This is a genomic window from Polaromonas sp., assembly GCF_030689685.1.
In the GTDB taxonomy this organism is placed as follows: Bacteria; Pseudomonadota; Gammaproteobacteria; order Burkholderiales; family Burkholderiaceae_C; genus Polaromonas.
The window spans coordinates 107,105-131,040 of record NZ_JAUYEY010000031.1 but is presented as its reverse complement, the minus strand read 5'-3'; the positions used below and the strand labels follow the sequence as shown (position 1 = coordinate 131,040).

Here is a 23,936-nt window from a genome sequence, read left to right as displayed (position 1 = left end):
ACGGAGTGCCCGATGGACATGACCCCACCTCCCGGCAGGACGCGCAAGGCCTTTTATGACGCCATCCGCGCGCAGCACATGACCCCATTGTGGGAGGTGCTGCATGCGCTGGTGCCACAGCAGCCGACCACACCGTGTGTGCCGGCGTTCTGGGCCTATGACCAAGTGCGCCCTTACCTGATGGAGTCCGGCCAACTGATCACCGCCGAAGAAGCCGTGCGCCGTGTGCTGATTCTGGAAAACCCGGCTCTGCAGGGGCAATCGGCGATCACCCAGTCACTGTATGCCGGCCTGCAAGTGATTCTTCCCGGCGAAGTGGCTCCCAGCCACCGCCACACCCAGAGCGCCCTGCGTTTTGTGGTCGAGGGACAAGGGGCTTACACCGCAGTCGATGGTGAGCGCACCACCATGACACCGGGCGACTTCATCATCACCCCAAGCTGGACCTGGCACGACCATGGTCATGAAGGAACGCAAACCGACGGTGAGCCGGTGGTCTGGCTGGACGGCCTGGACATTCCCATGCTGCGGTTTTTCGACGCCGGCTTCGCGGAAAACCACAGCGAGCGCTCTCAGCCGGTGACCAAAGCCGAAGGCACCAGCTACCAGCGCTACGGCGCCAACATGCTGCCGGTGCGTTACGACGCGCCCTTCGGACAGACCTCGCCTATCTTTCGCTACCCCTACGAGCGCACGTGCGAGGCGCTGTATACGCTGGAGCGCCAGGCGCCGGTGGACGACTGGGAGGGCGTCAAGCTGCGCTACGTGAACCCGGCCACCGGCGGCTCGCCGATGCCGACCATGGCCACCTTCATGCAGCGCCTGCCGGCCGGTTTTGACGGCAAGCCCTGGCGCCAGACCGATGGCGCCGTTTTCAGTGTGGTGGAGGGGCACGGCAGCGTGAGCATCTCGCACGGCGCCGGGCAGCAGGTGTTCGAGTTCGGCCCGCGCGACCATTTTGTGATTCCATCCTGGCACACGGCCAGCCTGCATTCGGCGCAGGGCTGCGTGTTATTCAGTTTTTCAGACCGTCCGGTGCATCAGGCACTGGGCATCCACAGAGAAGAGAGGTTGTCATGAGCTTTGTATTTACCCCGCCGGCGCTGGTCTCGGTCCCCGTGGTCGGCACGCTGGACCGTTTCCCGGTGCACCGCGTTTACTGCGTCGGCCGCAACTACGAGGAACACGCCAAGGAGATGGGATTCACCGGCCGCGAGCCGCCGTTTTTCTTTCTCAAACCGGCGGATGCAGTGGTGGTGGTCGAAGCCGGCCAGACCGGCGTCATCCCCTACCCTTCGCTGACCAGCAACCTGCACCACGAAATCGAACTGGTCGCCGCCATTGGCACCGGCGGCAAGAACATCAAGGCCGCTGATGCGCTCAAGCACATCTTTGGGTATGCCGTCGGCCTGGACATGACCCGCCGAGACCTGCAGGGCGAGATGAAAAAACAGGGACGCCCCTGGTGCATTGGCAAGGCCTACGACCACTCCGCCCCCATCGGCCCGATCACGCCGGCTGACAAGGCCGGTGATGTGGCCAACGCCGAGATCTACCTGCAGGTCAACGGAAAAGATCGCCAGCGCAGCACCGTCAGCAAGCTGATCTGGAACCTCGCGGAAACCATCGAGCACCTGTCCGCAGCTTGGGAGCTGCAGCCTGGCGACCTGATTTACACCGGCACGCCCGAGGGCGTGGCCGCTGTTGTCTCGGGCGACACCATGGTCGGTGAAGTGCGGGGGCTGGGCAGCTTGACAGTCAAAGTGGCATGAAGTGCCGCCGGATCGCACCCTGCGCGCCGCCGTACCTTGTAAAGTTTTCGCCTGACACCTCTTCATCAGGGCAAGCACGGGTTCCCAAGCGGGCCTTCTTGAATTAATTTCTACGCACCCCTACCGGAGACTACACATGATTCAACGACGCACTCTTCTTAAAACCGGCGCCGCCGCTGCCCTGGGCGCACCCGCCCTGTCGGGCCTGGCCCAGCAGGCGGTGACCCTGAAGTTCCACACCTTCATGTCACCGGCGTCCAACGTCTGGCTGACCATGCACAAGCCCTGGATGGACAAGGTCGAAAAAGAATCGGGGGGCCGCATCAAGTTCGAAGCCTATCCGGCCATGCAGCTCGGCGGCACACCGGTGCAACTGTATGACCAGGCCAAAGACGGCGTGGTCGATGTGGTGTGGACACTGCCGGGCAACACCGCCGGCCGCTTTCCGCGCATAGAGGTGTTTGAGCTACCCTTCATGATGTCCAACGCTGAGGCGACCTCCAAAGCCTACTGGGAATATGTGCAAACCGTGGCACCCGACGAGTTCAAGGACACGCAGGTCATCGCATTGCAGGTCCACGGCCCCGGCGTGATTCACACCGTTGCCAAACCGGTGAAGTCCATTGCCGACATGCGCGGCCTGAAAATCCGTGCCCCCACCCGCCAAGTCACCAAGCTGATGGGCATACTCGGCGCTATCCCCGTCGGTATGCCCCTACCCAGCATTCCGGATGCGTTGAGCAAAGGCACCATCGAAGGCTGCGTTATTCCGTGGGAGGTGGTGCCAGCGGTGAAAGTCAACGAACTGACCAAATTCCATGCGGAGTTTGATCCTGCCGGCGGCAGCTTGTACACCACCACTTTTGTGATGGCGATGAACAAGGCCAAGTACAACTCGCTGGCCCCGGATTTAAAGAAAGTCATTGACAACAACTCCGGCATGGCAACATCCGCCTGGCTGGGAAAAACGCAGCAGGGCAACGACGGCATAGGCCGCAAGAGCGCGAGCGACCGCGGCAACTCGATCTATACGGTCAATCCGGTTGAGGCCCAGGAATTCCGCCGCAAGTCCCGCACGGTGGAGGTTGAGTGGGTGGAAGACATGAACAAGAAAGGCTTCGACGGCAAAAAGCTGCTCGACACCGCACGCAGCCTGATCGAAAAGCACACCAAAACCACCAAAACTTGAGCCTGAAGCAGTAGATCAAGGGGCTCCTCACGGAGCCCTTTTTACTTTCAATCTACACTTGTCCGCATGTACCGCAGCCCGATCAAACATTGCAAAAACTGCGGTAGCGCCGTGGTCTACCGGGTACCCGACGACGGGGACGTCAAGCAGCGTGCGGTCTGCCCGGCCTGCGGCACCATTCACTACGAAAACCCGCTCAACGTCGTCGGCACCGTGCCGCACTGGGAAGATCGCGTGTTGCTTTGCAAGCGCAACATCGAGCCGCGCTGGGGCAAATGGACGCTGCCGGCAGGCTTCATGGAGCTCAACGAAACCACTTCGCAGGGCGCTGCGCGCGAGACCGACGAAGAAGCCGGCGCCCAGTTTGAAATGGAAGCGCTTTTCAGCGTGCTGAACGTTGAACGTGTGGGCCAGGTGCATCTGTTTTACCGCGCCCGCCTGCTCAGCGACCAGTTCAAGCCAGGCCATGAAACGATTGAGGCCAGACTTTTCACCGAGGCCGAAATCCCCTGGGACGAACTGGCCTTCAGAACCGTCAAGGAAACGCTGGAGCGCTACTTTGCTGATCGTCGCCAGGGCAGTTATGGCATTCACACCATCGATATTGCATAAGCCGCCGGCCCATATCTCAACAAGTGCGCCACGCTGGTGGGGCCGCACTTAAAATTTCCAGGCTGGCTGGCCCTCCGCGTCCCCCTTGTGACGGTTGGTCTTGCCGGCACAGCCCGTCTGACTTCCTCCCACCTCATCTACCCCGGAGTTTCATGTTCAAAGCCGCTTCGTTTTTTCGCATTGCCGACGACTTCACCTTGCCCCCACTGGACGCCCTGGAAGAAGCCTTGCAGGCCAGCCGCTTCCTGCCCTGCGGCGCGACCCAGCCAGAGTCCAGCGGCTGGGTGCCACCGCGCGGCAACAAAAGCACCGTGCTGGCTGAAAAAGTGGGCGGCCAGCTTATTTTGCGGCTCTGTACCGAACGCCGGCCCGTGCCCGCCTCGGCGATCAAGGATGCGGTCGAGCAGCGTATTGAGCAGTACAAACAGGAAACCGGTCATGAGCGGGTTGGTAAAAAGGTCAAGAAGGAATTCAAGGAAGAGGCCATTCAAAGCCTGTTGCCACGGGCCTTCACCAAACGATCCACCACCACTCTGTGGATCGATCCGGTCCGCAAGTTTCTGGTCGTTGATTCCGGCAGTCTGACGGGCGCCGACAAGGTGGTGAGTCAGTGGGTGGAAATCCTCGGCGAGATACCGGGTTCCAGCGCCGGCCTGATGGCCAGGCCAGTGCAGACCACTTTGGCAGCCGCCACCGCCATGGCGCACTGGCTGGCCAGCCGCGAAGCACCTGTGGGCTTCACGATTGACCGCGACTGTGAACTCAAGATGCCCGATGACCAGAAGTCGACGGTTCGTTATTCACGCCACACGCTGGAGATTGACGAGGTGGCCGAACATATTGCGGCCGGCAAGGTGCCCACACAGCTGGCGATGACCTGGCACGACCGGGTGTCGTTTGTCCTTACCGATACGGCGCAGGTGAAAAAACTCAAGCTACTCGATGTGGTGCTTGATGGCGTGCAGGACAAAGGCAAGGACGACGATGGTTTCGACGCCGATGCCGCCATCCTGACTGGCGAACTGGCAGCGCTGATTCCGGACCTGCTGGAAGCCCTGGGCGGAGAGCTCGACCGCGAGGCCTCTGCATCCGGGGCAGAAATCGCCAAGCCCACGCCCGAGCTGGCTCTCGCATAAACAGTTCGGGCACAAAAAAGCCCGCTTCAAGCGGGCTTTTTTGGCCAGTTTTTCACTGGTGTATCTGGTCGGTGTGAAAGGATTCGAACCTTCGACCCCTTGCACCCCATGCAAGTGCGCTACCAGGCTGCGCCACACACCGTCTCAAGCCTGAAATTATAACGCGCTTCCCCTGGCCACTTCAGGAGGTGGCGCTGAGCAGATCCCGAATTTCAAACAATTCGCGGCGTACCAGTTGCAGCCGCTGCAGCGCGGCACTGCTGTCGGGCAAATGGGCGATGTCCAGGACGCTGTCCATCGCACTGTCTTCGAAATCCGCCGAGTCGCCGAAGTCATCCAGGATGGAGTCGCCTCCTTCCATCACATCGACACCTTCGAGCATCACTTCACCATTGCGGCGCTTGTCGCGTTCGATTTGAACGATTTCCTGCAGCTTGTTGCGCGCGCCACTGATGGTGAAACCCTGGTCGTAGAGCAGATCCCGGATTCTGCGAATCATCAGCACTTCATGGTGCTGGTAGTAGCGACGGTTGCCGCGCCTTTTCATCGGGCGTAGCTGCGTGAACTCTTGCTCCCAATAACGGAGCACATGAGGTTTGACACCACACAAATCGCTGACTTCACCGATGGTGAAGTAACGTTTGGCGGGAATGGGGGGGAGAGTTTTCTCCAATTAAATCAATGCGCTAAGCGGTAAATCTACAAATCTACTCTAAGTCCAAACTTAGCGCAAATAGTTACAAAGAGATATTTCAGATGTGTTGTTTAGGTCCCATGCCGGGTTCATACCGACATCCAAACCCTAACCGGGCCAAGGGGTGGCCACCAACGGACTTCTGGCAACTATTTGCCCGGAACAAGCAGCGGGTCGACGGCACCGGCCGTTTGACCCTGGATGTGTTCTTTGAGCTTGTGGCTGGCATGAAAAGTCACCACGCGGCGCGCCTGAATGGGGATCGACTCTCCGGTGCGGGGATTGCGCCCCGGACGCGGGGCTTTGGTGCGAATCTGGAAATTGCCAAAGCCTGAAATTTTCACGTCATTGCCTTCGACCAGGCTGTCGGAAATCAGGTCAAAAAAAGCGTCGATCATGTCCTTGGATTCGCGCTTGTTCAGTCCGATCTGTTCAAACAACAATTCGGCCAGATGGGCTTTGGTGAGCGCGGGGCTTTCAAGACTTTCAACGGAAAATTCCACGCTGCACTCCTCGCTGATAACTGTTGTTGTTGGAAACCTCAGGCACGCAAGCGCGCCTGCAACCGAACCTGGAGACTGGCCAGCACCGCCTGAGTGACAGCTTCGATTTGTTCGTCGGTCAGTGTAGCGTCGTCGCTGCCGAGGACCAAGCGTACCGCCAGGCTTTTTTCGCCGAGTTGCATGGCGGTATTGCCTTGTTGCGGTTTGTAGACATCAAACAGGGTGGCAGACTTCAGCAAACCCTGGGTGTCGGCGCCATGGATGCCCGCCATCAGGGCAGCGTGTGTCACCCCTTCGGACACAATCACGGCGATGTCACGCTCGACCGGCTGCAGCTTGCTGACCGGCTGGAACACGGGCACAGGCCGCTGCAACAGGGCGTCCAGGTCGAGTTCAAAAATAATCGGCGCCTGCGCCAGCTCATAGCCCTGGCGCCACTGCGGGTGCAGCTCGCCGACAAAACCGATGGCCTGGCCGTTGACCGCCACACTGGCGCAACGTCCGGGATGCATGGCGGGATGGCTGGCCGGCATGAACACCGCCGGCAACGGCGACAACAAGGCCTGCACATCACCCTTGACGTCGAAAAAATCTACGCCCTTGCCGGACAGGCTCCACTGCAATCCTTCACGTGGGCCGTAAGCCAGGCCGGCCACGCGCATCGGCTGGTCAAAACCCGCGACCGTGGTGTCGGTGTTCAGGCTGGCCGGGTCGCGCAAAAACACGCGCCCCAACTCAAACACATTGACACGGCCGGCCTTGCGGTCCAGGTTGAATTTCAGCACCTGCAGCAGCGAGCCAACCAGGGACGAACGCATCACGCTCATTTGGCTGGCGATCGGGTTCAGCAGCTTGATGGGATTGGCGTTGCCGGCGAGTTCACGCTCCCAGCGCTCCTCGACAAAGCTGAAGTTGATGGTTTCCTGGTAGCCTAGGCCCGCCAGCGCGCGGCGCACAGCAAATGCACTGCGCTGCGCTTCCGGGCGTATACGCGCGGTGATGGGCGCCAGCGGCGGTGTCGCCGGCAGTTGCTGGTAGCCGACCAGACGCACCACTTCCTCGATCAGGTCTTCCTCGATCTGCAGGTCGAAGCGGTAACTCGGCGGCGTCACCGTCAGCGTGCCCTCGCCTTCCGTCACAGGCAACCCGAGGCGCAGCAGCGCGTCGGCGCACTGCGCCTGTGTCAGGGGCATGCCGATGACCTTGACGGCGCGTGCAACCCGAAGCGTGACGGGAGCGGCTTCCGGCATGCTGACACGCACATCGTCGATGGGGCCGCAGACAGTGTCCGGTGTGCCGCAAATATCGAAAATCAGTTGCGTGATGCGTTCGATGTGCTCAACCGTCTGGTCGGGATCGACACCGCGTTCGAAGCGGTGGCCGGCATCGGTGGAGAAGTTGTAGCGGCGTGAACGCCCGGCAATCGCTTTGGGCCACCAGAAGGCGGCCTCGACATAAATGTTTTCTGTCGCCTCCGACACCGCCGTGGCGTCGCCGCCCATGATGCCGGCCAGCGATTCGACCTGATGGTCATCGGCGATCACGCCGACTTTTTCGTCAACCGTCACGGTGTTGCCGTTGAGCAGCTTGAGCGATTCGCCGGGTTTGCCCCAGCGCACATCAAGGCCGCCGTGAATCTTGTCGAGGTCGAAAATATGCGAGGGGCGACCCAGCTCAAACATCACATAGTTCGAAATATCCACCAGCGCGGTGACGCTGCGCTGGCCGCAACGCGCGAGACGATCCACCATCCAGGCGGGCGTGGCCGCCTGGGTGTTGGCCTTGCGTACGATGCGGCCGGAAAAACGGCCGCAGAGGTCAGGCGCACTGATGGTGACGGGAAGTTTGTCAGCACCCGACACAGCTACCGGTGGGAAGGTCGGGGCTTTCAGCGGCGCACCTGTCAGGGCGGCGACTTCGCGGGCCACGCCATACACGCTCAGGCAATGCGCCAGGTTGGGCGTGAGTTTCAGCGTGAACAGTGTGTCATCGAGATGCAGGTGCTCACGAATGTTCTGGCCGATCGGTGCATCTGCGGCGAGTTCCAGCAGGCCTGCGTGGTCTTCGGACAACTTGAGCTCACGGGCCGAACACAACATGCCCTGGCTCTCCACACCACGCAGCTTGCCGACCTTGATCAGAAAGGGTTTGCCGTCTTCGCCGGGCGGCAACTCCGCGCCGACCAGCGCGCAGGGCACCTTGATGCCGACACGCGCATTCGGCGCGCCGCAAACGATGTTGAGCAGGGCACCTTGCCCCACATCCACTTGGCAGACGCGCAGGCGGTCAGCGTCGGGGTGCTGTACAGCCTCCCTGATCTCGCCGACGACGATTTTGGTGAACGACGGCGCCACCGGCTTGAGTACTTCGACCTCCAGGCCGGCCATGGTCAGGGTGTCGGCTAGCTGCTGCGTGGTCAACGGCGGGTTGCAGAATTCGCGCAGCCAGGATTCAGGAAATTGCATGATGAGTCAAATACCATTTAATGCCACAAGGAGGTCAAGGAGGTCAAGGAGTTGAAGGCGATGAAGGAGGAAGATTCCATTGGTTTTTCCTCCTTTCCTCTTTGATCTCTTTGTTCAAATTCTTCAATTCCAATTTATTGAAATTGCGATAAAAAGCGGATATCGCCGTCAAAAAACAGACGCAGGTCATTGACGCCATAACGCAGCATGGTCAGCCGGTCCGGCCCCATGCCGAAGGCAAAACCGATGTACTTCTCCGGGTCCAGGCCCATGTTGCGGACCACGTTCGGGTGCACCTGACCGGAGCCGGCCACTTCCAGCCAGCGGCCGGCCGGTGGACCGGCCTGGAACTGGATATCAATCTCTGCGCTGGGCTCGGTGAACGGGAAAAAGCTGGGGCGAAAGCGCAACACCAGGTCATCGGATTCGAAAAACGTCCGGCAGAAGTCAGTGAAGACGACCTTCAGGTCCTTGAAGCTGACGTTTTCGCCTATCCACAGGCCTTCGCACTGGTGGAACATCGGCGAATGCGTGGCATCGCTGTCGACGCGGTAGGTGCGGCCAGGCGCGATCACCCGGATCTCCGGCATCGCACCACCGGCATCAATCAGTGCGCGGTGCTTCTTGACATGTTGCACCGCATAGCGGATCTGCATCGGGCTCGTGTGGGTACGCAGCAGGTTGGGAGCGGTGTCGGTACCGCCCTCGACATAAAAGGTGTCGTGCATGGAACGCGCCGGATGGTCCTCGGGCGTGTTCAGCGCGGTGAAGTTGAACCAGTCGGTTTCGATCTCCGGGCCTTGCGCGACATCAAAACCCATGGAGCCGAAGATGGCCTCAATGCGCTCCAGGGTCAGCGACACCGGGTGCAGGCCACCTTGGGGCCGCTGGCGGCCGGGCAGGCTCACATCGAGGGCCTCGGCCTTGAGCTGCAACTGCAGTTCGGCATCAGCAAGTGCCTGACGGCGCACGGTCAGTGCGGCTTCAACGCCTTGCTTGGCCTGGTTGATGGCGGCGCCGCGGGACTTTTTTTCTTCCACCGGGAGGGCCGCCAGACCCTTCATCAACTCCGTGATGCGGCCAGACTTGCCCAGAAACTGCGCCTTGGCATTTTCCAGATCGGCCGGTGTGATGGCTACAGAAAAAGCGGCACCAGCGTCTTCAACAATGGAATCTAAATCGGTCATGGTGCAAAAACCTATTTAACAAGGAGATCAAAGAGATAAAGGAGGCTGAAAAAATTCACCTCGAATTGTTCTTTGATCTCTTTGACCTCCTTGTTCAATCGAAAAAAAGGGCCAGAGCCTTTTCAAGCTCCAGCCCTCGTCTTTTGTGCGCTAGCAGCTATCAATTCAATAGCTGGCTAGCCCTCAAAAAATCAAGCAGCAAGCTTGGCCCTGACCTGGTCCACGATGGCACCAAAAGCGGCACTGTCATGGATCGCCATGTCGGACAGAACCTTGCGGTCGATCTCGATACCGGCTTTCTTCAGGCCATTGGCAAACTGGCTGTAGGTCATGCCGAACGAACGGCTTGCGGCGTTGATACGCGCAATCCAGAGACGGCGGAACACGCGCTTTTTGGTGCGGCGGTCACGGTAGGCATATTGCCCGGCCTTCATCACCGCTTCTTTGGCGATCCTGAAGACATTGCCGCGGCGGCCGCGGAAACCTTTTGCAAGGGCGAGAACTTTTTTGTGGCGGGCGCGAGCCGTTACACCACGTTTGACGCGAGGCATGTGAGTACTCCTTGTTCGTCGTTATTAAATGCCCATGCCGGGCAGCATCTGTGCCATGTGACCCATATTGGTCTCATGAACAGCAACTGAACCACGCAAGTGACGTTTGTTTTTGGTGGTCTTCTTGGTCAGGATGTGACGTTTGAAGGCTTGGCCGCGCTTGACGGTGCCACCAGGACGAACGCGGAAACGCTTTTTGGCGCCGCTTTTGGTCTTCATTTTGGGCATTAAATGCTCCTTTTCATTTGTGCTCGTGAGGCGCTGCGAACCTTACGCAGACTTGATGGCCCCGAGCCACTTGTGTGGCGAGTTTTTAACTCTTCCACTTGTCGTGGCGATTTTCACATCACCACGTTTGGAAAGCAGTGTGACCTGCCTTCGCGGGACATGCTTTCGCATCCCCCTCAAGAACCTGCCGGTAACCACACCTGCAGGCTCAAATCCTTTTCCGCGACAACGCCCTCAGGCGTTTGTCGATGCAACCGGTGCCGCTTCCGCGGGCACCGCTGCGGGCTTGGCAGCCACCTTCTTCTTGCCCGGCGCGATCATCATGACCATCTGCCGGCCTTCGAGCTTGGGAAACTGCTCCACCACAATCAAATCAGCCAACTCGTCGCGGATACGCGCCAGCAGGGCCAGGCCCAATTCCTGATGCGTGATCTCGCGACCGCGAAAACGCAAGGTGATCTTGCATTTATCGCCCTCTTCCAAGAAGCGCTTGATGTTGCGCAACTTGATGTTGTAGTCACCATCGTCGGTACCGGGCCGGAACTTGATTTCCTTGACCTCGATGACCTTCTGCTTGGACTTCGCTTCGGCCGCTTTTTTCTGCTCGGCGTATTTGAACTTGCCGTAATCCATCAACCGGCACACTGGCGGAACCGCTGTGGGGGAGATTTCAACAAGATCAACGTCCGCCTCACCTGCCAGGCGCAAGGCTTCCATGATGCTGACAACGCCCAAAGGCTCATTGTCGGGCCCTGTCAGGCGTACCTCAGGGGCCATGATTTCACGGTTCAAGCGGTGCTTGCGTTCTTCACGGTGACGGCGGTCACGAAATTCAGTAGCGATGGTTTTAATCCTGTAAACATTGCTATAAAAGCTATAGCGGCCTGCGCCCGTCCAGCAAGGACGAATAGCTGATTTGACTCACAAACAAGTCAACAATCAGGCTTTTTGGGTAATGTCAGAGGCAATCGTCTGGACGAAGGCTTCGAGTGACATGACGCCAAGGTCTTTGTTACCCCGTGCGCGCACGGCAACCGCGCCAGCTTCCTTCTCCTTGTCGCCGACGACCAGGATGTAAGGCAGCTTTTGCATTGAGTGCTCCCGTATTTTATACGTAATTTTCTCGTTGCGCAGGTCGACATTGACCCTAAGCCCTTGATTTTGAAGCGTTTTAGCTATTTCGCGACAGTATTCAGCCTGGGCATCGGTGATATTGAGCACCGAAACCTGCACCGGCGCCAGCCAGGTTGGCAGCGCTCCGGCATGCTCCTCGATCAAAATCCCAATGAATCGCTCCAGGCTGCCGACGATGGCGCGGTGCAGCATCACCGGGCGGTGGCGGGCACCGTCTTCCCCCACATATTCGGCGTCCAGCCGCTCCGGCATCGAAAAATCCACCTGCATGGTGCCGCACTGCCACTGCCGGCCGATCGCGTCCTTCAGCGTGTACTCGATCTTGGGGCCGTAAAACGCGCCATCGCCGGGAGAAATCTCGAATTCGCAGCCCGACGCCCGCAGGCTTTCCATCAGCGCGTGTTCGGCCTTGTCCCAGCTTTCGTCGGAGCCGATGCGAGCCTCCGGCCGCGTCGCCACCTTGTAGATGATGTTCTTGAAGCCAAAATCGGTGTAGACCTTCTGCAGCAGGGTCGTGTAGTCCACACATTCCTTGAGGATTTGTTCTTCCGTGCAGAAGATGTGGCCGTCGTCCTGCGTGAAGCCGCGCACGCGCATGATGCCGTGCAGGCCGCCCGAAGGCTCGTTGCGGTGGCACTGGCCGAACTCGCCATAACGCAGCGGCAGGTCGCGGTAACTCTTGATGCCCTGCTTGAAAATCAGGATGTGGCCCGGGCAGTTCATCGGCTTGAGCGCGTACTCGCGCTTTTCGCTCTCGGTCGTGAACATGTTGTCGCGGTACTTGTCCCAGTGGCCGGTTTTTTCCCACAGCGTCTTGTCGATGATCTGCGGCCCCTTGACCTCCTGGTAACCGTTGTCCTGGTAGACCTTGCGCATGTACTGCTCGACGCCCTGCCACACCGTCCAGCCTTTGGGATGCCAGAACACCAGGCCGGGCGCGTGCTCGTCGATGTGAAACAGGTCCAGCTCGCGGCCCAGCTTGCGGTGGTCGCGCTTTTCAGCCTCTTCCAGCATGGTCAGGTACTGCTGCAGTTCGTCTTTTGTGGCCCAGGCGGTACCGTAGACACGCTGCAACATCTCGTTGTTGTGGTCGCCACGCCAGTAGGCGCCGGCCAGCTTCATGAGCTTGAAGAATTTGAGCTTGCCGGTGCTGGGCACATGCGGGCCACGGCACAGGTCCTCGAACTTGCCTTCACGGTACAGAGACACATCTTCGTTGGCCGGAATGCTGGCGATGATCTCGGCCTTGTAGTGCTCGCCAATTTCCTTGAAGTGGGCCACGGCCTCGTCGCGCGGCAACACACGGCGTGTCACCGGCTCGTCCTTGGACGCGAGTTCACTCATCTTTTTTTCAATGGCGACCAGGTCGTCCGGCGTGAACGGCCGCTTGTAAGAGAAGTCGTAGAAAAATCCGTTCTCGATCACCGGGCCGATGGTGACCTGCGCATCGGGAAACAGCTCCTTGACCGCATAGGCCAGCAGGTGGGCGGTCGAATGGCGGATCACGTCCAGGCCTTCAGGGTCCTTGGCCGTGATGATGGCCAGCGGGCTGTCGGCGGTGATCAGGTAGCTGGTGTCCACGACCTTGCCTGCCACCTTGCCGCCCAAGGCCGCCTTGGCCAGGCCGGCGCCGATTGACGCGGCCACTTCGGCCACCGTCACCGGTTCAGGAAATTCACGGATCGAAGCGTCTGGCAGCGTAATTTTGATCATGGTGGTGGGACTCAGAGATTCGGAAATAAAAAAGCGCGGTGAATGCCGCGCTTTGAGATGCTGAGGAATGGAGGTTTGCTATCTATTCAGTAGCTACTAATCATCGGGGGATGCGGCAAGCGCCCTGGATGACTCCAAACCGGAGGCGTGGTCGTAGTTCGCGGTGTCATAACCCGAACTATCCTTCCTGTTTCCAGCTTGATTGATTGCATGGCCCTATTTTACGGCAGCTTTGGATTCCTGGCAGGGGGACCGTGTCCGCCAATCGCAAGCGCCAGAAAAAAGCCCGGCCGACGCGTGTAGCGTGGGCCGGGCCACGACCGCCCGCAGGCGACCGCGATGAGAGCATGTCAGCTCAGTGGAACTGCTCTTCTTCAGTCGAGCCGGTCAGCGCGGTCACGCTGGACTTGCCGCCCTGGATGGCGGTGGTGACTTCGTCGAAGTAACCGGTGCCGACTTCCTGCTGGTGCGACACAAAGGTGTAGCCGCGGTCACGGGCTGCGAATTCGGGCTCCTGCACCTTCTCGATGTAGGCCGTCATGCCGCGCTTGACGTAGTCTTGCGACAGGTCATACATGTTGTACCACATGGAGTGAATACCGGCGAGCGTGATGAACTGGTACTTGTAACCCATGGCGCCGAGCTCGCGCTGGAACTTGGCGATGGTCGCGTCGTCCAGGTTTTTCTTCCAGTTGAACGATGGCGAGCAGTTGTAGGCCAGCATCTTGCCGGGGTGCACCTTGTGCACGGCATCGGCAAACTGCTTGGCAAAATCCAGATCGGGCGTGCCGGTCTCGCACCACACCAGGTCGGCGTAATGTGCATAGGCATTGGCGCGTGACACGGCTTGGTCCAGGCCTTTGCGGGTCTTGTAAAAACCTTCGGCCGTGCGCTCGCCAGTCAGGAAAGGCTTGTCGATCTCGTCATAGTCGGAGGTCAGCAGGTCGGCGGCTTCAGCGTCGGTACGGGCGATAACAAGTGTGGGCACGCCGCAAACGTCGGCAGCCATGCGGGCAGCGATCAGTTTCTGGCAGGACTCGCGGGTTGGGAGCAGCACCTTGCCGCCCATGTGACCGCATTTCTTGACCGAAGCCAATTGGTCTTCCCAGTGCACGCCACCGGCGCCCGACTTGATCATGGCTTTCATCAGTTCAAAAGCATTGAGCACGCCGCCGAAACCGGCTTCAGCATCGGCCACGATAGGCGCGAAGTAGTCGATGTAACCCTTGTCGCCAGCGTCGATGCCTTTGGAGTGCTGGATTTCGTCGGCACGGCGGAAGGTGTTGTTGATGGTTTCGACAACCTTGGGCACCGAGTCCACCGGGTACAGCGACTGGTCGGGGTACATGTTGGAGTAAGTGTTGTTGTCGGCGGCGACTTGCCAGCCCGACAGGTAGATGGCCTTGACGCCAGCCTTGACCTGTTGCATGGCCTGGCCGCCTGTCAGCGCACCCAGGCAGTTGACGTAGGGCTCGCTGTGCAGGATGTTCCACAGTTTTTCTGCACCGCGGCGCGCCAGCGTGTGCTCAATCGGGAAGGAGCCACGCAGGCGCACGACGTCGGCGGCGCTGTAGCCGCGCTTGATGCCCTTCCAGCGGGGGTTGGTCGTCCAGTCTTTTTCGAGGGCGGCAATTTGTTGTTCGCGGCTCAGTTGTTCGGTGAGGGTCTGTGGCATGGGGTCACTCCAGAGGTTGAAAGGAAAAAGGGGACAAACCGCGCTGCACTTGTTTGAAGGCCGTGTTGTTTGTTCTGGACTCCACTTTAAGTCTTCTACAAGACTTTGTGAAGCTCTTATGTCTTATATAAGACAAAAAACTTTCCCAATGAAATCAACAGTCTTTGAAGAAAATTTTGCAATACGGAAGTTATTTTCTTGCATTGAGAAATTTTGGCGCACTGCAACATTTTTGCATCTCACGATATGGAATTATTTTCCCGGATCATGAAATATGCCCCGCTTCCCGCCGTGCTGGTCGCCAAGCATGAAGGTGTTCTGCGGAAATCGCCCGCCGAACACACGGCCGGGCGCCTGAAACTCAGGAGGCCAGCCTGTGGAGGCGCCAATCGCCACTGGTGATGACCGGGCAGCCGGCCAGAAGTGAAGCATTGATTTCGTAGACCAGGCAAACCGGCCCGGCAGCGGCCGGCACGCCGTCCATCTGCACCGTCACCTCGCGCTTGCTGTACTCGCCGGTCTGCTGTGGCCAGATTTCCTCGATCTCGTCGAGCAGACGCTCCAGTTCAGCAGGGATGGCATAGACCTCGCCGGTCACCCTGCCCGCGCCACCCAGCCGCAGGCCGGGATACGGGCCGAGGTCGTAGAGCACGCCGGCCACGCTGCCCATGCCGATGAACTGCCGCGCCGGGCACAGGCGCGTGATGTCGCGCACCTCCCCGCAGCGCAAGGTACCGTAGACAAAAACGTGCCGGGTGGCGGGAGCAGTCATCGTTCAGGTCCGGAATTAAGGCATGATTTCCGCTCATTGTTGCAGCCCCGGCAGCAGCGCCGCATCACCTCTAGAAAGAACCCCCGTTTTAATGAACCGCATTCTGGCCTACGCCTGCCTTGCGCTCAGCATGTCGCTGGTCGGCAGCTACGTGGCGCTGTCCAAACCGCTGGTGGCGATCTTCCCGGTCTTCCTGCTGGCCTGGCTGCGTTTCGGCATCGGCGGCGCGGCCATGCTGCACTGGCTGAAAAAACCCGCCGGCGAAGCGCCGATGACGCGCCAGACGCGGCAACTGGTGTTCCTGGAATCCTTTCTCGGCAACTTCCTGTTTTCGATCTGCATGTTGTATGGCGTCAGCCTGTCCAGCGCGGTGGCCGCCGGCGTCATCATGGCGGCGATTCCTGCGGTGGTGGCGGTGCTGAGCTGGCTGTTCCTGCGCGAGCGTATCAGCCCGCGTGTGTGGCTGGCGGTGGCCTGCGCGGTGCTCGGCATCGCACTCGTTTCGCTATCAAAAACAGAGCTGCTTGCGCCCGTTCCGTATGGGCTGGAGGCTGATTTGGCTTCAAAAACCGCCTGGCTGGGCAATTTGCTGCTGCTGGGCGCGGTATTTTGTGAAGCGGCCTATGCGGTGATCGGCAAAAAGCTCACTGGTGCGCTGGGCGCCAAACGCATCACGGCCTTGATCAATCTCTGGGGCTTTGTGCTGGTCACCCCCATGGGCCTGTGGCTGGCCTGGGGTTTTGACTTTGCGGCAGTGGCGCCGACAAGCTGGCTGCTGCTGGTGTTTTATGCGCTCGCTGCCAGTGTCTGGACGGTGTGGTTGTGGATGACCGGCCTGAAGGGTGTGCCGGCCAGCCGGGCAGGTGTCTTCACTGTGATGCTGCCCATCAGCGCCGCGCTGGTCGGTGTGTTCGTGCTCGGTGAGCCCATGGGCGCGGCGCAACTGGCGGCTTTTGCGCTGGCGCTGGCCGGCGTGATGCTGGCCACACTGCCGGAACGCGCGAAAAATCAAGCCCCTCCTTCAGCCTGCAAATAGCGCCTTGTGCTGCTCGCGCAGCAAATTCTTCTGCACCTTGCCCATGGTGTTGCGCGGCAGTTCGGTCACCACAAAACAGCGCTTGGGAATCTTGAAGTTGGCCAGGCCCGATTTCAGCGCGGCGATGATGGCGTCGCCGTCGAGCGTGCTGCCGGGTTTGGCGATCACGATGGCCACGCCGACCTCGCCAAAGTCGGGGTGCGGCACGCCGACCACTGCACTTTCGGCCACGCCCGGCATGTCGTTGATGTAGCCCTCGATCTCGGCCGGGTAGACGTTGTAGCCGCCGCTGATGATCAGGTCCTTGCTGCGCCCGACGATGTGGATGTAGCCGCGCTCGTCGATTTTTCCGACGTCTCCGGTCTTGAAGAAACCATCGGCGGTGAACTCTTCCTTGGTCTTTTCCGGCATGCGCCAGTAGCCCTGGAACACGTTGGGGCCCTTGACCTCGATGCCGCCGACCTCGCCGGCCGGCAGGGTCTGGCCACCATCGCCCTGCACCCGCAGGCTCACGCCCGGCAGCGCAAAACCGACGGTGCCGCCACGGCGCTCGCCCTCATAGGGGTTGGAGGTCAGCATGGCGGTCTCACTCATGCCGTAACGCTCGAGAATCGTGTGGCCGGTGCGCTCCTGCCAGGCCCTGAAGGTTTCGATCAGCAGCGGCGCCGACCCGGCGACGAACAGGCGCATAGTGCGGCAGGCCTCACGCGTGAGCCCCGGCTCGGCCAGCAGGCGCACGTACAGCGTGGGCACGCCCATGAACACCGTGGCCTCTGGCAGCTTCTCGACCACGAGCTTCGGATCAAACTTCGACAGCCAGATCATTTTGCTGCCGTTGATCAGCGCGCCGTGGATGGCGACGAACAGGCCGTGCACATGAAAAATCGGCAGCGCATGGAGCAGCACGTCGCCCGTCTTCCAGCCCCAGTAGTCCTTGAGCACCTGCGCGTTGTCAGCCAGGTTGCGGTGCGACAGCATGGCGCCCTTGCTGCGTCCGGTGGTGCCGCTGGTGTACAAAATCGCCGCCAGGTCGTCGGCCTTGCGCGGCACCACCTCGTGCCTGTCGCTGCATTGCGCGGCGCGGTCCAGCAGCGAGCCGATGCGGTTGTCATCCAGGCTGAAGACGTTGTAGGTGCCCTGCTGGAACGCGATCTTGCTGACCCAGCCAAAATTTTTGCGGCCACACACCACCACCGAGGGTTCAGCGTTGGCGATGAAGTACGCCATCTCGGCGCTTTGGTAGGCGGTATTGAGCGGCAAAAACACATAGCCGGCGCGCAGGGTGGCCAGATACAGCATCATGGCCTCGACCGATTTTTCAACCTGCACCGCGATGCGCGCGCCTTCAGGCAACTGCAGCGACTTCAGCAAGTTGGCCAGCATGGCCGTGCCGCGCTCCAGGTCGCGCCATGAGTAATAGAGGCCGTTGTCGGTCTCGACCGCAATCGCGTCGAGATCCTCGGGAAAGGCCGCGCGCATGGCAGCGAACAGGTTGTTATTTTTCATAGCTGGTTCATCTGGAAATCGAAAAAAAAAAGGACAGGCAAGGTCTCAGAATTGCGGTAGGCGTTTTTCGACAAAGGCCATCACACCTTCACGGTGTTCAGTGGAAGCCGCGTAACGGTATGCATCTGCTATTAAATCAGTAGCTGCTTGGGCAAGCTGGATATGGGCCAGAGCCCAAAAAGACTGTTTATTTAAGCGTGCAGCCTGCGGCGCGAGGCGACACATACGCTCAGCCGTCGCTACGGCCTCGGTCACCACCTCATGGTCTGACAACACGCGGTTGAGAAAGCCCCGCTGCGTCGCCGTGGCTGCGTCCAGCACCGCCGCAGCCAGCAGCATCTCGCGCGCGCTCAACTCACCAGCCGCGCACATCACCAGCGCCATCTCGCGCGGCGCCATCGGAAAGCCCAGCTTCGCTATCGGCGCGCCGAACCTGGCCGAGGCACCGGCCAGCCGCAGGTCGCAGCAACTCGCGATCTCCAGGCCCGCCCCCAAACAGGCGCCCTCGATCTGCGCCACGATGGGGACATCGCAGTCCAGCACGGCCTGCAGGCCGCCCCAAACCAGCTCATCATGAAAGTGGCGCAGGCTTGCTTCCTCAAAACGAAAATCGGCGTACTCCGAAATGTCGCCGCCGGCGCAGAAGTTGCCGCCCTCTCCCGCCAGCACCACGCAGCGCAAGGCAGCGTCCTGCTGGATGCACTCAAACACCTCGCGAAGCTCACGCCACATCACACGCGACATGGCGTTGAGCTTGCCGGGATGGGACAGGGTGACGCGCGCGATGCTGCCCGCGATGGCCAGCCGAACCTGTCCCCTCATGCACTCCTGCCGACAGAGACAAAAACCAGTTCCACCGCCGGGCCGCCCCAAGGTGGAACAGCCCCCTCAGCGGGCGGTGAACTACACGAACTGAAAAGCGTGGGGGCCGGGTGCGCAGCGCAGGGCCGTCCCAAGCAAGCACAGCCCCCTCGGGGGGCAGCGCATTACACGAAGTGAAAAGCGTGGGGGCCATTCTTCAATCGAGCTTGGCGCCGGAAGCCTTGACCACCTGCGCCCACTTCTTGACCTCGGCGTTGATGAAGCTGCCAAACTGCGGGCCGCTCAAGCCGGCAAACTCCGCACCCTGACGCGCCCAGACCGCCTTGGCTTCGTCGGTGGTGCAGGCCTTGCGGATTTCTTCGATCGCGCGCGCCTGGGCGTCAGCCGGCATGCCTTTGGGTCCCCACACGCCGTACCAAGTGGTCACGTTGTAGTCGGGCAGGCCCATCTCGGCGGCGCTCGGCACGTCGGGAATCGCCGGGTTGCGCTTATTGCCGGACACCATCAGCGCCTTGATACGGCCACCGGCAATGTGGGCCGCCGAGGAACCAAGACCGTCAAACATCATCTCGACATCACCGGCGATCAGGCCTTGGAGGGCCGGGCCGGCGCCGCGGTAGGGAATGTGGGTGATGAAGGTTTTGGTCTGCTGCTTGAACAACTCGCCAGCAAGATGGTGCGAGGTGCCGGCACCGGCGGAGCCGTAATTGAGCTTGCCCGGGTTCTTGCGGGCGTTGTCCAGAAACTCCCTGAAGTTGGCGACCGGCATTTTTTGCGGGTTGACCACCACCACCTGCGGCACGCTGGCCACCAGAATCAGCGGCACCAGGTCTTTCTCGATGTCGTAATCCAGCTTGGGGTACATGCTGGGGGCAATGGTGTGGTGCACCGCACCCATGAACAGCGTGTAGCCATCGGGCGCGGCCTTGGCTGCCATGCTGGCACCGAGCGTGCCGCCCGCACCGCCGCGATTGTCGATGACCATTTGCTTGCCCGTCAGGCGCGCAAACTGTGCCGACATCGGACGCGCAAACGCATCCGTGCCGCCGCCTGCCGGGAAAGGCACGATCAAGGTGACTGGTTTGACCGGCCAGGTCGATTGCGCGTAGCTGCCCATTGAAAATGCAGCGGCGCCCGCCGCAGCGGCGCGCAGCACATCCCGTCGGGATGCCTTGATGTCAAAACTCGCTGTCATGCATGTCTCCTGTCGTTGTGAATCAATAAAAACGGTTCAAAAACAAAGATCAAATATACAAATCTTCGATGGCGCCCGATACGGGGATTTTCCCCTGCGCGAGCAGCGCGCGGTGCTTGTCCAGCCGCTTGAGGTCGTAGAGGTAATTGACCATCAGGCCGCACGACTGTTTCAGGCCCTTGGGCGAGGGATCACCACCCCAGTTGATGCGTTCCACGCGCGCGCCGTTGCCCAGATGAAAACGCGCGACCGGATCCAGCGGCTTGCCGTCGTCGAGCTCGCGCCCCAGGTACTGCGCGGCGCCATGCAGCAGCACGCGGCGCACCGCCGACTTCTCGTTCAGGGCCAGCGCGTTGTCTGCAGCGGTCAGAAAATGTTGCGCGGTCGGTGGCTCGAAGCCGACGGCACGCCCCAGCAGCGTGAATTCTTTTTCGTCAAGTTGCGCAAGCAAGGTGGCCGCATTCTTGCCGAGCCAGGACCGAAAACCGGGGATCGGCGACAGGGTCGCAAAATTCTTTAGGCGCGGAAACTCTTCATGCAGGGTTTCGACCACGCGCTTGATCAGCGAGTCGCCGAAACTCACGCCGCGCAGGCCGGTCTGCGTATTGCTGATTGAATAAAAAATCGCGGTCGTGGCCTTTTTCAGATCGGCCGGCGCTGCCGACTCGTCGAGCAGCGGCATGATGTTGTCGGCCATGTCGTCCATCAAGGCCACTTCCACAAAAATCAGCGGCTCGTCAGGCATGCGCGGATGAAAAAAGCCGTAACAGCGGCGGTCGCTATCGAGCCGGTTTTTCACATCGGCCCAACTTTTGATATCGTGCACGGCCTCGTACTTGATGAGTTTTTCGATCAGCGACGCTGGCGAGTCCCAGCTGATGCGACGCAGGTCCAGAAAACCCACGTCAAACCAGGTCGAGAACATGTATTCCATCTCGACATCCAGCGCCTGCAGGCGCTTGTCGGCCTTGAGGTGTGGAAGCAGGTCGGCGCGCAGGTTCACCAGAAAACGGAACCCTTCCGGGAAGGCGCTGAAACGCTGCAACAGACGCCGGCGCGGCGACACCGTGGCGCGGCGGTAACGCACCTCGGCCACAGCCTCATCCGGCGTGCCGACTGCGGCGGCAAACTGCGTCTGCGCCAGTTTGACCTTGGCGGCATCAGCGACAAACTGCTCGCTCATCAGCAGCCACATGTCGCGCCGCTCATCCAGCGAGGCGTTGGCGTACCAGCCGGCGACGCCCATGGCGCGGCGCCCGCCCTCGACCTCGCTGACCTGCGGGTCGACGATGGCTTTGAGTTCTTCCAGTGTGCGGCGCAGTACGCGCGGAGACAGCGCCTCCTCTTTGTGGCGCAAGGTGGCGTTGAGCCGTTCGCGGGTACTGCGCAGGGCGGCCGCACCTGCTCCTGATTTTGTAGCAGCCTGCGCCCGCTCCGCAGGGGCTGGTGCCTTCTTTGGCTCCGGTTTTTCGGGGCTACGCAGGATGGCCACGCTGCGGGTGATCCAGTCGGGCGTGTTCATGGCGTGGCCTGTGGAAGCATTTGAAAGTCGGGAACTATTGACGTAGTTGTCACGAGAGCGCTCATGCCGTCGCCTCCCGAGGGGTCAACGATTTGCGAGCGAAAAGGTGTCGGCTCCTTGCTGGCATGACCTTTACTGCCGATCCCCGGCGTTCCGCCGGGGCCCCTCGTCAGGTAGGTCATGCTGTCGCCTCCCGTTGCGCTAACGATTTGCGAGCGAAAAGGTGTCGACTCCTTGCTGGCATGACCTTTACTGCCGATCCCCGGCGTTCCGCCGGGGCCCCTCGTCAGGTAGGTCATGCCAGCACCCTCGATCTCTGATTCCTTGCGAGGTCTCTGAGGGCTTCTCGCTGGCGGGTCAGGTGGGTGCGCATGGCGGCTTCGGCGCCTGCGCTGTCTCTGGCTTTCAGTGCGGCAAACACCGCCATGTGTTCGGACAGGCTTTGCGCGAGACGACCGGGCGCGTGCAGTTGTTGCGAGCGGGCCAGCTTGAGGATCTTGCGCAGATCGGAGATCGCCATGGCCAGCCAGCGGTTGTCGGCCAGCGTGATGATGGCTTCGTGGATCGCGAAATTGGTGTCGTAGTAGTCGTTGATGCGGCCGGCATGGGCGTGGCTGTTCAGGCGCTCGTGCAACGTGACCAGCGTGGCCAGATCGGCGTCGCTTGCATTGCGTGCTGCCTCATAAGCGCAGCGCCCTTCGAGCAGCGCAATCACCGGAAAAATGTCGTCCAGGTCTTTTTCCGTCACCTCGCTGATGAAGCAGCCGCGCCGCGGCTCGTGGCGCAGCAGGCCCTCGGCGGTCAGCACCTTGAGCGCTTCGCGCAGGGGCGTGCGCGAGATCTGCAGCCGCTCGCACAGCACCAGTTCATCGAGAAAACTGCCGGGTGCATACAGGCCGGCAAAAATCTGCTCGCGCAAGGTGGCGGCGACTTCCTGGTGCAGTGAGTTCTGAACGAGGCGCATGCTGTCAATCCGTCCTGGCGAAATGCCGCCCATGATTCGACGGGCAGAGGCTGCGCCGGCAGTCCTCGCTTGTAAAGCCTTGTCGTTGAATCATTTGAATTCTTATAATTTCCTATAATTACATGTAATTATTAAAAATTCAGGGGGTTATGGCAACGGGGCTGGTGCACCAAACCACAGGTAAAAACCCGGAGGCCGGGGTTTGCTGCCGCAGATTGCTTCCACTCCGGCAGCAAATTCGCTATGTTATCGATAGCAAACTAGGAGCCTGGGCGGCAGAAGGCGTCGAAGCGAAAAGTGGCCCCGGCGAGGACAGTTTTTGCCGGGTTTGCAGCGCCATAGCCGTAGCTATGGGGCAAAAAGCCGGTGAAAAATAGGACCGTCGCGGCCGCTTTGCAGCCGACGTTCCTTCTGCCGCCCAGGCTCCTAGGCATATTTGGCATGGGCTAAGGCCGTTTTTCGGCCCATAACCAGAGCCAGACACCGGCCGCGATCATGGGCAGACACAACCACTGCCCCATGCTCATGCCCAACGCCAGCACGCCGAGGAAGTCATCCGGCTCGCGGAAAAATTCGGCGATGAAACGGAACACGCCGTAACCGACCAAAAAGGCCGCCGACACCTGTCCGGTTTTGCGCGGCTTGCGCGCGTACAGCCAGAGCAGCACGAACAGCAACAGGCCCTCCAGCAAAAACTGGTAGACCTGCGAGGGGTGGCGCGGCGCCAGCGTGCCACTGTTCTTGAACACCATGCCCCAGGGCAAGTCGGGGCTGCTCAGGCGACCCCACAACTCACCGTTGATAAAGTTGCCGACACGCCCGGCCGCCAGCCCCGTCGGCACGCAGGGCGCGATGAAGTCCATCACCTGCAGCCAGGGTTTTTGCCGCGTGCGCGCAAACCAGATCTGCGAGACCAGCACGCCCAGCATGCCGCCGTGGAAACTCATGCCACCCTGCCAGACGTACAAAATCTCCAGCGGGTTGGCCAGGTAGTAGCCGGGCTTGTAAAACAGGCAATAACCAATACGCCCGCCCAGCACCACGCCAATCACGCCCAGGAACAGGATGTCCTCGATGTCCTTGCGGCTCCAGGCGGCAAGCCCGGTCATCGACGCATAGGGCTCGTGGCGCAGGCGGCGCAGGCCCAGAAACAGGAACAGGCCGAAGGCGGCAAGGTAGGTCAGGCCGTACCAGTGAATGGCCAGCGGACCCAACTGAAGGGCAACGGGGTCGATGGTGGGGTGAATCAGCATGAGGCTT

At 60.5% G+C, this 23,936-nt stretch carries 22 protein-coding genes and 1 tRNA gene; 6 read left to right on the top strand and 17 right to left on the bottom strand.

Annotated elements, in window-relative coordinates; all coding sequences use genetic code 11:
• The first annotated feature begins 12 nt into the window (after positions 1-12).
• From gtdA to Q8O29_RS08990, 5 genes are all read left to right on the top strand, one after another.
• A complete protein-coding gene (gene gtdA / locus Q8O29_RS09010) occupies positions 13-1,080 on the top strand; it encodes a gentisate 1,2-dioxygenase (protein WP_305561967.1) in 1,068 nt (355 codons plus the stop codon).
• Positions 1,077-1,772, top strand: coding sequence for a fumarylacetoacetate hydrolase family protein (locus tag Q8O29_RS09005; protein ID WP_305561965.1), 696 nt, complete (start codon positions 1,077-1,079; stop codon positions 1,770-1,772). The genes gtdA and Q8O29_RS09005 overlap by 4 nt, the downstream gene beginning before the upstream one ends.
• Before the next feature lie 136 nt (positions 1,773-1,908).
• Positions 1,909-2,961 carry a TRAP transporter substrate-binding protein gene (locus tag Q8O29_RS09000; protein WP_305561963.1) on the top strand — a complete coding sequence of 351 codons (1,053 nt, stop codon included), beginning with the start codon at positions 1,909-1,911 and terminating at the stop codon, positions 2,959-2,961.
• A gap of 66 nt (positions 2,962-3,027) precedes the next feature.
• A complete protein-coding gene (locus Q8O29_RS08995) occupies positions 3,028-3,573 on the top strand; it encodes an NUDIX hydrolase (RefSeq protein WP_305561961.1) in 546 nt (181 codons plus the stop codon).
• 152 nt (positions 3,574-3,725) lie between these two features.
• Positions 3,726-4,709: a recombination-associated protein RdgC gene (locus Q8O29_RS08990; RefSeq protein WP_305561959.1), complete on the top strand. Its 984-nt coding sequence runs from the start codon at positions 3,726-3,728 to the stop codon at positions 4,707-4,709.
• Between the two features lie 65 nt (positions 4,710-4,774).
• On the opposite strand, the gene Q8O29_RS08985 is transcribed toward Q8O29_RS08990, so the two are convergent.
• The 11 genes from Q8O29_RS08985 to Q8O29_RS08935 form a co-directional block, all read right to left on the bottom strand.
• Positions 4,775-4,851: transfer RNA gene (locus tag Q8O29_RS08985), tRNA-Pro, on the bottom strand.
• 39 nt (positions 4,852-4,890) lie between these two features.
• Positions 4,891-5,382: a MerR family transcriptional regulator gene (locus Q8O29_RS08980; protein WP_305561957.1), complete on the bottom strand. Its 492-nt coding sequence runs from the start codon at positions 5,380-5,382 to the stop codon at positions 4,891-4,893.
• A 170-nt stretch (positions 5,383-5,552) separates the two neighbouring features.
• Complete coding sequence (locus tag Q8O29_RS08975; RefSeq protein ID WP_305561955.1) at positions 5,553-5,906, bottom strand: integration host factor subunit alpha; 354 nt, start codon at positions 5,904-5,906, stop codon at positions 5,553-5,555.
• Positions 5,907-5,944: 38 nt separating this feature from the next.
• Complete coding sequence (pheT, locus tag Q8O29_RS08970; protein WP_305561952.1) at positions 5,945-8,371, bottom strand: phenylalanine--tRNA ligase subunit beta; 2,427 nt, start codon at positions 8,369-8,371, stop codon at positions 5,945-5,947.
• A 134-nt stretch (positions 8,372-8,505) separates the two neighbouring features.
• Entirely contained in the window at positions 8,506-9,558 is a 1,053-nt protein-coding gene (gene pheS / locus Q8O29_RS08965; protein ID WP_305561950.1) for a phenylalanine--tRNA ligase subunit alpha, read from the bottom strand.
• A 191-nt stretch (positions 9,559-9,749) separates the two neighbouring features.
• Positions 9,750-10,109, bottom strand: coding sequence for a 50S ribosomal protein L20 (rplT, locus tag Q8O29_RS08960; RefSeq protein WP_188708570.1), 360 nt, complete (start codon positions 10,107-10,109; stop codon positions 9,750-9,752).
• A gap of 24 nt (positions 10,110-10,133) precedes the next feature.
• On the bottom strand, positions 10,134-10,337 hold the full coding sequence (rpmI, locus tag Q8O29_RS08955; protein ID WP_188708569.1) for a 50S ribosomal protein L35: 204 nt from the start codon (positions 10,335-10,337) through the stop codon (positions 10,134-10,136).
• A gap of 234 nt (positions 10,338-10,571) precedes the next feature.
• Positions 10,572-11,189, bottom strand: a complete 618-nt coding sequence (gene infC / locus Q8O29_RS08950; RefSeq protein ID WP_305562024.1) for a translation initiation factor IF-3 — start codon at positions 11,187-11,189, stop codon at positions 10,572-10,574.
• 87 nt (positions 11,190-11,276) lie between these two features.
• Positions 11,277-13,184, bottom strand: coding sequence for a threonine--tRNA ligase (gene thrS, locus Q8O29_RS08945; protein ID WP_305561945.1), 1,908 nt, complete (start codon positions 13,182-13,184; stop codon positions 11,277-11,279).
• A 355-nt stretch (positions 13,185-13,539) separates the two neighbouring features.
• Positions 13,540-14,859 (bottom strand): isocitrate lyase, encoded by a 1,320-nt coding sequence (gene aceA, locus Q8O29_RS08940; RefSeq protein ID WP_305561943.1) that lies wholly within the window; start codon positions 14,857-14,859, stop codon positions 13,540-13,542.
• A 361-nt stretch (positions 14,860-15,220) separates the two neighbouring features.
• Positions 15,221-15,631 (bottom strand): gamma-glutamylcyclotransferase, encoded by a 411-nt coding sequence (locus tag Q8O29_RS08935; RefSeq protein ID WP_305561941.1) that lies wholly within the window; start codon positions 15,629-15,631, stop codon positions 15,221-15,223.
• Positions 15,632-15,722: 91 nt separating this feature from the next.
• Between Q8O29_RS08935 and Q8O29_RS08930 the strand changes: the two genes are divergently transcribed.
• Positions 15,723-16,667, top strand: coding sequence for a DMT family transporter (locus tag Q8O29_RS08930; RefSeq protein WP_305561939.1), 945 nt, complete (start codon positions 15,723-15,725; stop codon positions 16,665-16,667).
• Here Q8O29_RS08930 and Q8O29_RS08925 read toward each other — a convergent pair.
• The 6 genes from Q8O29_RS08925 to lgt all read right to left on the bottom strand — a co-directional run bounded on the left by Q8O29_RS08925 (position 16,653) and on the right by lgt (position 23,929).
• Entirely contained in the window at positions 16,653-18,173 is a 1,521-nt protein-coding gene (locus Q8O29_RS08925; RefSeq protein ID WP_305561938.1) for a malonyl-CoA synthase, read from the bottom strand. The two genes, Q8O29_RS08930 and Q8O29_RS08925, sit on opposite strands and share 15 nt — an antisense overlap.
• Positions 18,174-18,218: 45 nt before the next feature.
• Complete coding sequence (locus Q8O29_RS08920) at positions 18,219-18,995, bottom strand: enoyl-CoA hydratase/isomerase family protein (protein WP_305561936.1); 777 nt, start codon at positions 18,993-18,995, stop codon at positions 18,219-18,221.
• A gap of 196 nt (positions 18,996-19,191) precedes the next feature.
• On the bottom strand, positions 19,192-20,190 hold the full coding sequence (locus Q8O29_RS08915) for a tripartite tricarboxylate transporter substrate binding protein (RefSeq protein WP_305561934.1): 999 nt from the start codon (positions 20,188-20,190) through the stop codon (positions 19,192-19,194).
• A gap of 49 nt (positions 20,191-20,239) precedes the next feature.
• Positions 20,240-21,712, bottom strand: coding sequence for a malonyl-CoA decarboxylase (locus Q8O29_RS08910; protein WP_305561932.1), 1,473 nt, complete (start codon positions 21,710-21,712; stop codon positions 20,240-20,242).
• A gap of 295 nt (positions 21,713-22,007) precedes the next feature.
• The gene (locus Q8O29_RS08905) at positions 22,008-22,676 is read right to left on the bottom strand and encodes a GntR family transcriptional regulator (RefSeq protein WP_305561930.1); all 669 of its coding nucleotides are present in this window, start codon (positions 22,674-22,676) and stop codon (positions 22,008-22,010) included.
• Positions 22,677-23,122: 446 nt separating this feature from the next.
• Complete coding sequence (gene lgt, locus Q8O29_RS08900; RefSeq protein WP_305561928.1) at positions 23,123-23,929, bottom strand: prolipoprotein diacylglyceryl transferase; 807 nt, start codon at positions 23,927-23,929, stop codon at positions 23,123-23,125.
• Positions 23,930-23,936 lie beyond the last annotated feature (7 nt).